This is a genomic window from Bifidobacterium indicum (assembly GCF_036987015.1).
GTDB classification, from domain to species: Bacteria; Actinomycetota; Actinomycetes; order Actinomycetales; family Bifidobacteriaceae; genus Bombiscardovia; species Bombiscardovia indica.
Genome location: NZ_BTXM01000005.1, coordinates 62,814 through 76,336, shown reverse-complemented (window position 1 = coordinate 76,336; position 13,523 = coordinate 62,814). Strand labels below are relative to the sequence as shown.

Below are 13,523 nucleotides of genomic sequence, written 5' to 3'. Positions count from 1 at the left end.
GAATTATTAGCCCGTCTTCGTTGGCGGACTGATTCGGCAATCCTCATATTGTTCGACCCCGCCAGAAGGCAGGGTTGAACAAGCATCGCTTCATTTCACCAGACCCTGCCAACGGCGGGGTCTTCCGTAATGGTCCGGTTCCGTGGCTTCAGGCCAGGAGCCGACCGGGAGAAGGAGATGAAGTGATGACGGCAAGTGATACCGACGCCGGCTCTTTGGCCGGTGACGAAACCAAACAAGCCGGTCGGCCGCGCCAGGTCACCCGTAGCTCGGTCCGCATGGTCATAGGGGCATCCATGGTGGGTACCGCCATTGAGTTCTACGACTTCTATGCCTACGGGACCGCCTCGGCCAACTACTTCCCCAAGCTCTTCTTCCCCAAGACGGACCCGACCGTGGCCCTCCTGGCCTCACTGCTCACCTTCGCCATCGCATTCATCGCCAGACCCCTGGGGTCCCTGATCTTCGGCCATTTCGGCGACAGTCGGGGCCGCAAGACCACCCTGGTGGTCTCCCTCCTGACCATGGGCTGTTCAACCGTCCTGATTGGTGTCCTGCCCACCTACGCCACCTGGGGCCTCTGGGCCGTCGTGGTCCTCTGCCTTTGCCGGTTCGTCCAGGGTATCGGCCTGGGCGGTGAATGGTCGGGTGCGGCCCTGGTGGCCACCGAGAACGCCCCCGAGGGCAAGCGCGCCCTCTACGGGTCCTTCCCGGAGCTGGGTGCCCCGATCGGCTTCTTCCTGGCCAACGGGACCTACTTCCTCCTGGAGATGTTCTGCACGCCCGAGCAGATGCTGACCTGGGGATGGCGCGTACCCTTCCTTCTTTCCGCAATCCTGGTCCTGGTAGGCCTGGCCGTCCGCGTCTCCATGCAGGAGACCCCGATCTTCCAGATGGCCCTGGACCAGAAGAAGGTCGTCAAGACCCCCCTGGTCGAGGTGTTCCGCAAGAGCTGGCGCCAAGTGCTCCAGGCCACCTTCCTGGTCGCCGTCACCTACACCCTCTTCTACACCCTGGCCACCTGGTCCCTGGCCTACGGCACCAAGCCCAGGTCTCAGGGCGGTGGCGGCCTGGGCTTCAGCAACCAGGAATACCTCCTCATGCTGATGGTCTCCATCGTCGTCTTCGCCCTCTTCATCGTGCTCTCCTGCGTCTACGCCGACCGGATCGGCAGGCGTCGGGTCCTGGTGGGCAGCTCGGTCATGCTGGTGGTCTTCAGCCTGGCCTTCCCCTACCTGCTCATGGATCACCACAACACCTTCCAGGTCATGGTCTTCCTCTGCGTCGGCTTCGCCCTCATGGGCATGGCTTTCGGCCCGATCGGCGCCTTCCTCCCCGAACTTTTCGACGCCAACGTCAGGTACTCGGGCTCCGGCATCGGCTACAACCTGGCGGCCATAGTCGGTGCGGCCTTCGTGCCCACCGTCGCCACCTGGCTTTCTTCCCACTGGGGTGTGCGCTCGGTCGGCTTGTACCTGGCCGTCATGGCGGTCTGCTGTCTGGTGGCGGTCCTGACCTGCCACGAGACCAGGGATGTGGACTTCACCAAGTGACCGCAGCCCAAGACCTGTCACGGTAGTGATTTCGGATGTACCCGGCTGAGGATGGAGGTGGTTCCCGGCCTGTATGCAGGGTTGGCAACCTGTCGGTGTCCAAACAATGAGTCGCGGAATGCTCGCCTGGCCACGCCACGAGTATGGTTGGAGACAAAGAAGCAGTATCCGTCAATCGACCTGGGCAAAGGACAAAATCCGGAGCCGGAGTTGATGAGCAACGTCCGCTGAACAAGAGCTGATCAAATAGTAAGTAATGCGTCACGATCCCTGGCCGCACTTTATGGACCGGCAGGACCGTTTAAAAAGGAGTAAAGATAATGGCAGCACAGATCTGGTATGAGAAGGATGGGGATCTCTCGGTTCTGCAGGGCAAGAAGGTGGCCATCATCGGCTACGGTTCCCAAGGACATGCTCATGCGCTGAACCTGCGCGATTCCGGTGTTGACGTAGTGGTCGGTCTGCGCGCCGGCTCCAAGTCGGTCGAGTTCGCCAAGGAGCAGGGTCTGGAGGTCAAGACCGTGGCGGAGGCCACCAAGGAAGCCGACATCGTCATGATCCTGGCCCCCGATCAGTACCAGCGCACCATCTGGCGTGATGACATCGAGCCCAACATCAAGGAGGGCGCCGCTGTCGGCTTCGCCCACGGGTTCAACATCCATTACGGATACATCAAGCCCAGCGCCGATCATCCCGTCTTCATGGTCGCCCCCAAGGGCCCGGGCCATATCGTCCGTCGTGAGTATGTGGCCGGCCGTGGTGTGCCGGTGGTCGTTGCCGTCGAGCAGGATCCCCGCGGTGACGGCTGGGACATCACCCTGGCCTACGCCAAGGCCCTGGGCGCCCTGCGTGCAGGCGCCATCAAGACCACCTTCAAGGAGGAGACCGAGACCGATCTCTTCGGCGAGCAGGATGTGCTCATGGGTGGCGTCAACCACCTGGTCGAGACCGGCTTCGAGGTGCTGACCGAGGCTGGCTACCAGCCCGAGATCGCCTACTTCGAGGTCTGCCACGAGCTCAAGATGCTGGTCGATCTGATGAACGAGGGCGGTCTGAACAAGGCCCGTTGGTCCTGCTCCGACACCGCCCAGTACGGTGATTTCACCTCCACCGTGGTCGACGAGTCCACCAAGGATCGCATGCGTCACCAGCTCAAGCGCATCCAGGACGGCTCCTTCGCCAAGGAGTTCATCGACGACCAGGATGCCGGCGCCCCCAAGTTCAAGGAGCTGCAGGAGAAGTACTCCCACGAGAAGATCGAGGAGGTCGGCCCCAAGCTGCGTGCCATGTTCTCCTGGAACAAGGACGTCAAGGATGCCGACGAGGCCCAGTCCTTCACCGGGAAGATCGCCCGCTCCCAGGTTCAGTGATTCCCCGCTTTCACGGGGACCGCATCAGGTCTGAGTGAGAGACCGCCCCGCGGATGGGCTTCGGCTCCTTCGCTGGGCGGTTTGTCATATGTGGCCCTGACCCACAGGGAGTCCGGCGGAATAAGGCCCAGGGCGACGTTTCATCAGCGGGCCGAATCCGTTCCGGAGACGTCCATGTCCTTGAGTTTGACGATCTTGGTGTGATTGACGAACTTGTAACCCAGGTAGAGCACCAGGACCAGGACCACGCTGAAGTAGGTCATGGCCATGTGTGACCAGTTCAGGCTTGCCATGGAGGGGATGTCCTGTCCGGCGATGACGATCAGGCAGAGCGCCATGGCCAGGAGGGGGCCCAGGGGGTAGAGCTTGGAGTGGTACTTGAGCTCGCTCACGTCATGTCCCTGGAGTTTGAAGGCCCTGCGGAAGCGGAGGTGGCTCAGGGCTATGCCGATCCAGGCGATGAAGCCGGTCAGGCCCGTTGCCGTCACCAGCCACATGTAGAAGGTCTGGCCGAAGATGCTGGAGGCAAAGGTGGCCAGCGACATGCAGACCGTGGCCACCAGGGCGGCCATGGGGATGCCCCGCTTGGTGGTCCTGGCGAAGACCTTGGGGGCGTAGTGGTCCTTGGCCAGTCCGTAGAGCATGCGGCTGGATGCGTAGGCGCCCGTGTTGACGGCCGAGAGGATGGAGGTCAGGACCACGGCGTTCATGACACTGGCCGCCGAGGCCAGTCCGGCCCGCTGGAAGACCAGGGTGAAGGGCGACATGGCGATGTTGCCGTCCGAGGCCCCAAGGAGGTTGGGGCTGGTGTAGGGGATCAGGGCCGCGATGACGAAGATGGAGAGGATGTAGAAGAGGAGGATCCTCCAGAAGACCTCATTGATGGCCTTGGGCACGGCCTGGCCGGGGTTCTCCGATTCGCCGGCGGTGACCCCCACCACCTCGGTCCCCTGGAAGGAGTATCCGGCTATCAGGAAGACGCTCATGATGGCCGGGAAGCCGCCCACGAAGGGGGCGTCCTTGTAGGTGAAGTTCCGCAGGCCAACGGCCGGGTGGAACATGATGCCGAAGATCATGGCGAAGCCGATGACCAGGAAGACGATGATGGTGGCCACCTTGATCAGGGAGAGCCAGAACTCCGTCTCCCCGAAGGCCGAAACGGCCAGGGCGTTGATCAGGAAGACGACGACCAGGACCAGGAGGCTCCATATCCAGCCGGGGGTGTCGGGCAGCCAGTACTGGATCAGGAGCGCGGCCGTCGAGATGTCAACGGCCCCGGAAATGGTCCAGTTCAACCAGTAGTCCCAGCCCATGGCGAACCCCAGGGCCGGGTCCACATAGCGGGAGCTGTAGGCGGCGAAGGAGCCGGAGACCGGCATGTGGGTGGCCAACTCGCCCAGGCTGGTCATCAGGAAGTAGACCATGACCCCCATGGCCGCATAGGCCAGGAGACCGCCGCCCGGCCCGGCCGTGGAGATGGTGGAACCCGAGGTCATGAAGAGCCCGGTGCCGATGCAGCCGCCAAGGGCGATCATTGATATATGGCGGGTCTTCAGATTGCGCTTGACTTCGCTCTGGGACTGTCCGGTTTCCCTGCCCTTGTCACCTGAAGACATCTTATCCGCCTTTCGGGTCCACAGACTGTATGTCTGCAGACTGGGTACTGATTTGCTTGTTTGCCCTCCCCGGCGCTTTCGGGGAAGGGGCAGACTGGTCGGATTATTCATCCGACTGATCCCCGATATGAAATACACCGGTGCCTACCCTAAGCCCTTACTTTATTGGCGTCACGGAATCGGCCAGGATGCTGTTGTGGGGGTGTCCGTCCCAATGGTCCACCAGTTTACTAGGTGGTGTGTCCCGGATATTTCGTGGTTTAGACAGTGGGATTACCTGATTCGGGTTTCCACTCCTCGACGCAACGAGCAGAAATCAACTTGCACACGGGGAAGGCACTGGCCCATGGACGGACTTTAATTGTGAGTGGCCATCATCGAATGTAGTTCCACTAGTTCATTTGCATCTCATCATTTTCCGACCTTGCCGGCATAAATTAGTATGCCAACTTTGCAATTGAATCTTGCTATACTGAATCTGCACGTTACAAGTATGACAATGAGGTTATCTGTAGAGGGGTGAGGGTGATGAAATCAGGCAGTAAACGAATGATGGCTGCGGTGGCTGCGGTGGCGGCTATGAGCATGGCTTTGGCGGGGTGCGGTTCCTCGGGCGGGTCCGGTGACGGCAAGAGTGGTGATTCCAAGTCGGGCGGCAAGGTCGAGTTGACATATCTGCACCGTCTTCCCGACAAGCAGGGCATGACCATGGTCAAAGACACTGTTGCCAGGTGGAACAAGGACCATCCGAACATCCAGGTCAAGGCCACCAAGTTCAATGGAAGCCCTGGGGATCTGATTAAGAAGCTCGAGACCGACGTCAAGGCCGGAAATGCTCCCGACTTGGCTCAGGTGGGTTATGCCGAGCTTCCCGAGGTCTATACCAAGGGTATCGTCGAGGATGTTACGTCCGAGGTCGGCAAGTACTCCAAAGACTTCGCTGAAGGTCCCACCAAGCTCATGAGTGTGGATGGGAAGGCCTTCGGTCTGCCCCAGGACACAGGACCCATGGTCTACTATTATAACAAGACCGAGTTCGATAAGCTGGGTATCAAGGTTCCTACTACGGCCGAAGAGTTCGTCGAGTCCGCCAGGAAGGCGGCTGCCCAGGGCAAGTACATCATGACCTACCAGCCCGATGGTGCCGGTATGGCCTTCTCGGCCTTGTCCGGCGCATCCTCTCCCTGGTACAAAATCAAGGACGGCAAGTGGGTCGTCAACGTCGATACGCCCGGCTCCGAGGCTACCGCCGACTTCTACCAGCGCCTTCTCGACGCCAAGGCCATGAACTTGACACCCAGCACCGACCCTTCATACGCCGGTGCCTTCCATGACGGTTCCATCATCGGCAGTATCGATGCCGCCTGGAACGCCCCTATCATGATGGACTGGATCGGTGATGCGGGCAAGGGCCAGTGGAGGGTCGCCCAGATTGGAGACTGGTTCAAGAACGGCAAGAAAACCGGGCCCAACGGAGGTTCGGGCGTGGCCGCCATCAAGGGGACCAAGCACAAGGCCGAAGCCATGGAGTTCCTGGATTGGTTCAACACCCAAGTGCCGGATCTGACATCCCAGGGTTTGATTGTTGCTGCTACCACCGAGAAGGCCAAGACCCCGCAGTCATGGACCGAGTTCTTCGGAGGGCAGGATGTGATGTCCGAGTTTGCCACCGCCAATGACAACATGGGGACCTTCACCTATATGCCCGGATTCTCCGCTGTTTCCAGTGCCGTGGGCGAGGCGGCCGACAAGGCTGGTAAGGGCCAGGGCAAGGTTGCAGATGCCTTCGATGAGGCCCAGAAGACCTCTCTTGCCACTCTGAAAGATTATGGTCTCCCGATCGCCAAGGATTGATCGGTAACCGCTCTTCAGCGGATACGGCAGGCGAACCTCCCCGTCCCCAGTCCGGGGAATCCGAATTGTGTACCCGGGTTCCTCATCTGTGGGGAGGTGCCCGCCTTCTAGGCTCCAAGAGGATTGGTTGGTCACATGAGCCGTCAAGCAACATCCGAGGCAGGACCCCGTAAGAGGCGGGGATCCGAGATAGCCAGACGCAATGAACGGACGGGCTGGGCATTCATGTTGCCCTTCTGCATCCTGTTTGCCGTTGTCTTCATCATTCCCATCGCCTATGCCGTTTATATGAGCTTCTTCCAGCAGGTGGCCTCGGGTGGAGGCGCCTATGGCGGGGGCGAAATGATCAACAGGTTCGTCGGTCTGGAGAATTTCCGCTACGTAGTCACTTCAGGGGCATTCTGGTCTGGAATCGGCAGGGTCCTGCTCTACACGATCATCCAAGTGCCGGTCATGATCATTGCGGCCCTGGCCTTGGCCATGCTTCTGGACTCCTTCATCATCAAGCACGTCACCCCCTATCGGTTGGGTTACTTCCTGCCCTATGCTATTCCTGGCGCGATTGCCGCCATCATCTGGGTCTTCCTGTATAACGATCAGTTCTCGCCCATCGTCAAGGGTCTGGCCGCCATAGGAGTACACGTCAATTTCTTCGCTCCCAATGCGTTGATTGTCTCCATGGCCAACATCACAACCTGGACCTTCACAGGCTACAACATGCTGATTTTCCTGGCGGCCCTCCAGGCCATCCCGCGTGATCTCTATGAGGCTGCCCGGATTGACGGTGCCAATGGCTTCCAGATTGCCATAAGGATCAAGCTCCCCAATGTCAGGGGGGCCGCCCTTCTTGCCATGCTCTTGTCCATCATCGGCAGCATCCAGCTTTTCAATGAGCCCCAGGTCATGCAGACCGTCGACAAGGGCATATCGAACTCCTACACCCCTATGATGATGGCCTTGAATACATCCCGAGGCATCCTCACTCCCAAAGGTGACGGCCCGGCCTCGGCCATCGCCATCGTCATGGCCTTGATCGCAGGGGTTCTTGCCGCCCTCTATGCCTATATTGAGGGGAAGGTGAACGAATCATGACCTCGGCCAATCACGTCCGCGCAGCGAAGCAGCAGCAAAAACCGATAAAGCAGAAGGCCGACGATCTGCCTCGTTCCATGAGGCCCTCCAAGGTGGTCAAGATCACCACAATCGTTGTCCTGGTCTTCGCCCTGATCTACTTCCTCTTCCCTATCTACTGGGCCATCATCGCCTCCACCAAGTCGCCCTCTCAGTTGGTCGGCAGCAATGGTCTCTGGTTTGCGGTCGGTCTGAAGAGGATTCCCGAAGCTGTGGCGACCAACTATTCGATTCTTCTGGGTTGGACCCACTCACAGTTCTGGCACTGGGTTTTCAACTCCCTGATTTATTCATGCATATCCGCTCTGATCGGCACCGTGGTTTCGGTCATGGCCGGGTACGGCACAGCCAAATTCCAGTTCCGTGGCAGGGGTGTCGTCATGGCCATTGTCATGTCGGCTCTCTTGATGCCTTCGGCCTTGATGACCATTCCACAGTACTCGATCTTCAACGCCCTCCATCTGAGCAACACCATGCTGGCGGTGATCATCCCCTGCTCGGTTTCCCCATTCGGATTCTTCCTGGGGAGGGTTTACGCCCAGAGTTCGGTTCCGACTGAGCTCTTGGAGGCCGCCCGGATCGATGGGGCTGGTGAAGCGAGGATCTTCTTCACAATCGTGCTGAGGATTCTGGCGCCTGCCATGGTCACGATTTTCCTTTTCCTCTTTGTGGCCACCTGGAATAACTTCCTCCTGCCCCTGATGATGCTCTCCAGCGAGAATCTCTTCCCTGTCACCCTTGGTCTCTATGGCCTGGTCTCCCTCCCGGTCTTCACCGATAGAGGGGCATTGATGATGGGGTCCCTGCTGGGCGTTCTTCCGGTGATCATCCTCTTCTTCTGCCTGCAGCGGTTCTGGCAGGCAGGGTTGACCGCAGGGTCAGTCAAGGAGTAGGGCCCGGCTCGGGAGGTATCCGGCCCGGGCAGTACGCAGTTTCCAGATAACCCGTTTGAGATATCCGAAGGAGATTTGATCAATGACCACGACCGGTCGCTTTACCCTGCCGAGTGAGGAGAACTTCGCCCGAAAAACCGAAGAACTGGCCGAGCTATGGGGGGCTGATGCAATTCGCAACTCGGACGGTACTCATTTGGACCAGGCGCTGATGCACCTGGGCAGGAAGGTCTACAGTGCCTACTTCCCTGCCAGGGCCCACAACGAGTGGATCAGTCAACATATGAATGAGACCCCTCAGGTCTATCTGATGTCGGAGCGTATTCTGGCCCATGGCGGCCGGGTGGACGTTCCTCTGATGGACCACTACTTCGACCAGCAACTCAGGCCCAATAGGGATGCGGACCCTCACCGGTACTGGGAGATCATCGACCGTACCACCGGTCGTGTTCTGGACCTGGAGGAGTGGAGCCTGGACCCGGACCGGGATCTGGTTCACGTGACCGGGGCGACCCCCATGCACGAGTACACGGCATCCTTTCTGGCCTACATCATCTGGGACCCGGTCGAGATGTATAACCATCTGACCAACGATTGGGGTGACAAGGAACACGAGATTCCTTTCGACATCTACCATCCGGCCACCCGCAAGTTTGTCATGGACGCCTATCGCCAGTGGCTGGGGCAGAACCCGGCAACCGACGTGGTCCGGTTCACCACCTTTTTCTACCAGTTCACGCTGATCTTCGACCAACATCATCGTGAGAAACTGGTGGACTGGTTTGGGTATGCCTGTACGGTATCCCCCGAGGCCCTGGATGACTTCGAGACCCGCTATGGCTATCGTCTACGTCCTGAGGACTTCATCAACAAAGGTAGCTATAACTCCTCTTTCTGTATTCCCAGCAAGGCACAGCGGGACTGGATTGACTTCCTTTCGGGTGTCGTTCGGAAGAATGTGAAGACCATGGTCGATATGACCCATCAGGCCGGCAAGGAAGCCATGATGTTCCTGGGTGATCAATGGATAGGGACTGAACCCTACATGCCCGGATTCGAAAACCTTGGCTTGGATGCCGTGGTCGGATCTGTGGGTGACGGCACCACCTTGCGCATGATTTCCGACATTCCCGGCGTCCGTTACACCGAGGGTCGTTTTCTGCCCTATTTCTTCCCTGACACGTTCTATGAGGGCAACGATCCCAGTGTCGAAGGGCTCAGCAACTGGCGTAAGGCCCGCAGAGCCATCTTGCGCAGTCCCATATCGCGCATGGGCTATGGCGGCTACCTGTCCCTGGCTGCCAAGTTCCCCAGGTTCATCCAGACCGTGACCCACATCGCCGACGAGTTCCGCGACCTGCATGACAGAACTAACGGGAAGGCGGCTCAGGGGCAGCTCAACGTGGCTGTGCTGAATGCCTGGGGTGCCATGCGCTCCTGGATGGCCTATACGGTGGCCCACGCCTTGCCTAACAAGCAGACCTACTCTTACTACGGAGTCTTGGAGGCCCTGTCCGGTATGAGGGTGAACGTCCGTTTCATCAGTTTCGATGACGTCCTGGCTCAAGGCGTGGATCAGGACTTGGATGTAATCATCACTGGTGGCCCGGCTGATACGGCCTTTAGTGGCGGTACAGTCTGGAAGAACCCGGCCTTGGTGGAGACTCTACGAACCTGGGTCGATGGGGGAGGGGCTCTGGTCGGCCTCGGTCAGCCCGCCGCTCTGGATATGGAGGGGCGTTTCTTCCAGCTGGCCGATGTACTCGGCATCGACCAGGAACGCTTCCACACCCTTTCGGTCGACAAGTACTTCCCGACCATCACGGCCAGGCATTTCATTACCGAAGACCTGCCTGAGGGTGGCGGTGTGGACTTTGGAGAGCAGATTGCCAATACATACCCCCTCAATGAGGAGGTCACGCTTCTCAAGGCCGACCAGGGTCAGGTACAGCTGGCCGTCAACCAGTACGGAAAGGGGCGTGGGATATATCTGTCAGGTCTTCCTTACTCAGCGGCCAATGCCAGGCTTCTGGAGCGGATACTCTTCTACGCCAGTAGGCATGAGGACCGGTATGCGGACTGGAGCTGTACCAATCCTCACTGCGAGGTGGCCCACTTCCCGGAGGCCGGCAACTACTGCGTCATCAACAATACCGATTTGGTCCAGAAGACCAGCGTCCGCCAGGCTGACGGGCAGGTCAGGGACTTCGTACTGGAACCTGGTGCCATGGTCTGGCAGCAGGCATAAGTGCAAGTCCGGCCGGGGCCGGCTCAATGGTTTCTTCCGCCGGCATGGCTACAGGTAGAGCTAGGGCCGGTGGACATGGAGAAAAGAGATCGTCATGACGATTCAAGATCAGGAGCTGGCTGGTATAGCCGCCCTCTACTGCCTTGAGGGACAGGTGGTGAGCATCGCGCCGTACGGCAACGGGCACATCAACCAGACCTATCTCATACGCACGGACAAGCGTCGTTACATCCTGCAGCGGATGAACACCTCGGTCTTCCCCGACACAGCCTCTCTGATGCGCAACATCGAGTTAGTCACCGAATTCCTGCGCTCGCAGAACCAGGAGACCTTGGATATCATACGCAACAAGGACGGTGAAACCTACTGCCAGCTCGAGGATGGAGCCTGGCGGATCTATGCTTTCATCGAGAACACGGTTTCCTACGACCTGGTTCCAAACGGGGAAGTCTTCAAGGAGGCCGGCCAGGCATTCGGGCGATTCCAGAACTCGCTGGCTCTCTTCGACGCCTCTCAGCTGACCGAGACCATCGCCCACTTCCATGACACCCCAAAGCGGTTCGAGACTTTTAAACAGGCGGTTCTGGAGGACACCGAGGATAGGGTCTCTACCTGCCGGTCCGAGATTGACTGGTACATGAGCCGGGCCGACCAGTACCCGGTCATCATGGAGGGATTGGCTGATGGGTCCGTCCCACTCCGGGTCACCCATAATGACACCAAGCTCAACAACATACTGATGGATGCCGCCACCGGGAAGGCCAGGGCCATCATCGACCTGGACACTATAATGCCCGGATCCATGCTTTTTGACTTCGGAGACTCCATTCGCTTCGGTGCCTCCACAGCCCTGGAGGACGAACAGGACCTGGACAAGGTCCATTTCAACCCTGACCTCTACCATGCCTATACTCAAGGATTCCTAGGTGCAGTGGCCAGCAAGGCTGTCGGCCGCGAGCTGGCCCTCTTTCCGGCCTCCTGCCGGATCATGACCATGGAGTGTGGGATGCGCTTCCTGACCGACTACCTTCAGGGCGACATCTACTTCTCAACCGCCTATTCGGAGCACAACCTGGTGCGAACTCACACGCAGATGCGCCTGGTTGAAGAGATGGAGGCCGCAGACGCTCGTATGCAGGAGATAACCGCCCAAGTGGCCGAGGAGGTGGGGGTTTGATGGGCGCGGGCGAAAGGTCCGGGGACGAATTCAACGAGTTCTGCCGGAGTTCCGATGCCCTGATCCGGTACGCGTGTGCTTACTTGGACCTGGACCAGGCCGATACTGACTGGGCCCGCAATCAGATCCTGGCCCTTTTCTCATTGGATTCATACGGTTCCGGGGATGGTACGGCTACTACAGCCTCATCTGAGGGCGATGTGGATGCCCTCTTGGATTCCTTCCTTCGCGCCTCGGCCGGCGCTGGCCTTATGACTCAGGATGATGCCACCTCCATAGGGGATGCGGTCATGGGGATTCTCTCCTCCAGGCCCTCCCATCTTCAACGGCGCTTCGTTCAGATGGAAGAGGACCAGGGCGGGATGGCAGCCATGCACTGGTTCTATGACTACTGTGTCAGGAACACCTACATCAAGAAGGACCAACTGGACCGGAACCCCCGTTTTCCCTCTCGGGGCGTGGAGATCACCATCAACCTGGTCAAGCCTGAATTCAAGAACATGAAGAAAGCCGCGGCGGGCAACAGCACCGCAGGTGGATACCCCAAGTGCACCATCTGTCACGAAAACGAGGGGTTCGCCGGACGTGACAAACGCACCCTGCGGACCATTCCCATGATTCTGGGCGGGCACAAATGGTTCTGGCAGTTCTCGCCTTACGGTTACTTCCATGAGCACGGTATCTGTGTCAATGCCGAGCACACCCCCATGCATGTGGACCGGGAGACCTTCGGCAACCTGCTGGATTTCGTAGACCGCTTCCCTGGTTATTTCCTTGGCTGCAACGCCGCCCTGCCGCGCATAGGCGGCTCCGTTCTGGTCCATGACCACTACCAAGGTGGCGGAGAGCACCTCCCCATGCACCGGGCGGGGACCTGGCGGACACTCCATCTGGATGGACATCCCGATACCCCGGTTGAAATCCTGGATTGGCCGGGAACTGTTATCAGGGTGGTATCATCCTCCCGTCAGGAAATCACCGAGGTCAGTGAAGCAATCAGACAGGCTTGGGCGGGATATGACAATCCCGATCTGAATATTGCCAGCCAAGGGCCGGAGGGACCACAGTCGGCCCTCTCGCCCAGCCTGATCAGGACCGACCGGGGCTATGAAATGAGCCTGATACTTCGCAACAACGGAACCAGTCCGGAACTGCCGGACGGGATTTTCCACGTGCATCCGGAATTCTATCCGGTTAAGCAGGAGCCCATCGGCCTGATTGAGGCCCAGGGGCTTTTCGTCCTGCCCGGTCGACTGGTCAGTGAGCTCTCCTGTCTGGAGGAGGCCCTGGTGGCGGGTGCCGGATTACCTCAACGGATTGCTGATTTTAGCCTGGAATATGACGAAATCATCCGGGCATTGCGGGGCTCACGTGAGCCGGGCAAGGTCCACACGGCCGTGCTTGACGAGATAGGTAGCGTATGTTCTCGGATTCTCGGCAACACAGCAGTGTTCAAGCGACCTGAGCAGACCGAGGAATTCTTGAGGGGGTTGGGTTGCCGATAGCCAGCAGAGGGAGAACACAGCTTTTGAGCCGGTAAGGCGTCGGAAACAGTTCTCGAAACGAAAGGTTGCAGTACTGGATATGGATATGGATTAGACGGATTCGGCTTGATTGGGTGTGGCTCGGAACCCATGCCGAGTTCATGAAGCCCGGGAGCGAATCGTAGCCGTAACACGAC

General features: G+C 59.0%; 9 protein-coding genes. 8 read left to right on the top strand and 1 reads right to left on the bottom strand.

Annotation, left to right across the window (positions count from 1 at the left end; genetic code table 11):
* Positions 1-278: 278 nt before the first annotated feature.
* A complete protein-coding gene (locus AACP59_RS08665; RefSeq protein WP_339350884.1) occupies positions 279-1,553 on the top strand; it encodes an MFS transporter in 1,275 nt (424 codons plus the stop codon).
* Positions 1,554-1,873: 320 nt separating this feature from the next.
* Positions 1,874-2,923, top strand: a complete 1,050-nt coding sequence (gene ilvC, locus AACP59_RS08660; RefSeq protein WP_297317161.1) for a ketol-acid reductoisomerase — start codon at positions 1,874-1,876, stop codon at positions 2,921-2,923.
* A gap of 143 nt (positions 2,924-3,066) precedes the next feature.
* Here the strand turns inward: ilvC and AACP59_RS08655 are convergent, their stop codons facing one another.
* A complete protein-coding gene (locus tag AACP59_RS08655) occupies positions 3,067-4,539 on the bottom strand; it encodes an amino acid permease (RefSeq protein ID WP_297317162.1) in 1,473 nt (490 codons plus the stop codon).
* Positions 4,540-5,067: 528 nt separating this feature from the next.
* On the opposite strand from AACP59_RS08655, the gene AACP59_RS08650 reads away from it, so the two are divergent.
* The 6 genes from AACP59_RS08650 to AACP59_RS08625 all read left to right on the top strand — a co-directional run bounded on the left by AACP59_RS08650 (position 5,068) and on the right by AACP59_RS08625 (position 13,347).
* Positions 5,068-6,393, top strand: coding sequence for an extracellular solute-binding protein (locus AACP59_RS08650; protein ID WP_297317163.1), 1,326 nt, complete (start codon positions 5,068-5,070; stop codon positions 6,391-6,393).
* Between the two features lie 225 nt (positions 6,394-6,618).
* The gene (locus AACP59_RS08645) at positions 6,619-7,485 is read left to right on the top strand and encodes a carbohydrate ABC transporter permease (RefSeq protein ID WP_297317174.1); all 867 of its coding nucleotides are present in this window, start codon (positions 6,619-6,621) and stop codon (positions 7,483-7,485) included.
* Positions 7,482-8,417: a carbohydrate ABC transporter permease gene (locus AACP59_RS08640; protein WP_297317164.1), complete on the top strand. Its 936-nt coding sequence runs from the start codon at positions 7,482-7,484 to the stop codon at positions 8,415-8,417. The genes AACP59_RS08645 and AACP59_RS08640 overlap by 4 nt, the downstream gene beginning before the upstream one ends.
* Before the next feature lie 82 nt (positions 8,418-8,499).
* Positions 8,500-10,665 carry a 1,3-beta-galactosyl-N-acetylhexosamine phosphorylase gene (gene gnpA / locus AACP59_RS08635; protein WP_339350863.1) on the top strand — a complete coding sequence of 722 codons (2,166 nt, stop codon included), beginning with the start codon at positions 8,500-8,502 and terminating at the stop codon, positions 10,663-10,665.
* Positions 10,666-10,759: 94 nt separating this feature from the next.
* The gene (locus AACP59_RS08630; RefSeq protein ID WP_339350862.1) at positions 10,760-11,842 is read left to right on the top strand and encodes a phosphotransferase enzyme family protein; all 1,083 of its coding nucleotides are present in this window, start codon (positions 10,760-10,762) and stop codon (positions 11,840-11,842) included.
* Positions 11,842-13,347, top strand: a complete 1,506-nt coding sequence (locus tag AACP59_RS08625) for a UDP-glucose--hexose-1-phosphate uridylyltransferase (RefSeq protein WP_339350861.1) — start codon at positions 11,842-11,844, stop codon at positions 13,345-13,347. Before AACP59_RS08630 ends, AACP59_RS08625 begins: the two co-directional genes overlap by 1 nt.
* Positions 13,348-13,523 lie beyond the last annotated feature (176 nt).

Excerpts from the sequence above, each read along its gene's own strand:
- ilvC (WP_297317161.1), top strand. The coding sequence starts at position 1,874 with ATGGCAGCACAGATCTGGTATGAGAAGGATGGGGATCTCTCGGTTCTG.
- AACP59_RS08625 (WP_339350861.1), top strand. The coding sequence starts at position 11,842 with ATGGGCGCGGGCGAAAGGTCCGGGGACGAATTCAACGAGTTCTGCCGG.
- AACP59_RS08650 (WP_297317163.1), top strand. The coding sequence starts at position 5,068 with ATGAAATCAGGCAGTAAACGAATGATGGCTGCGGTGGCTGCGGTGGCG.
- AACP59_RS08630 (WP_339350862.1), top strand. The coding sequence starts at position 10,760 with ATGACGATTCAAGATCAGGAGCTGGCTGGTATAGCCGCCCTCTACTGC.
- AACP59_RS08665 (WP_339350884.1), top strand. The coding sequence starts at position 279 with ATGGTCATAGGGGCATCCATGGTGGGTACCGCCATTGAGTTCTACGAC.
- AACP59_RS08655 (WP_297317162.1), bottom strand. The coding sequence starts at position 4,539 with ATGTCTTCAGGTGACAAGGGCAGGGAAACCGGACAGTCCCAGAGCGAA.
- AACP59_RS08645 (WP_297317174.1), top strand. The coding sequence starts at position 6,619 with ATGTTGCCCTTCTGCATCCTGTTTGCCGTTGTCTTCATCATTCCCATC.
- gnpA (WP_339350863.1), top strand. The coding sequence starts at position 8,500 with ATGACCACGACCGGTCGCTTTACCCTGCCGAGTGAGGAGAACTTCGCC.
- AACP59_RS08640 (WP_297317164.1), top strand. The coding sequence starts at position 7,482 with ATGACCTCGGCCAATCACGTCCGCGCAGCGAAGCAGCAGCAAAAACCG.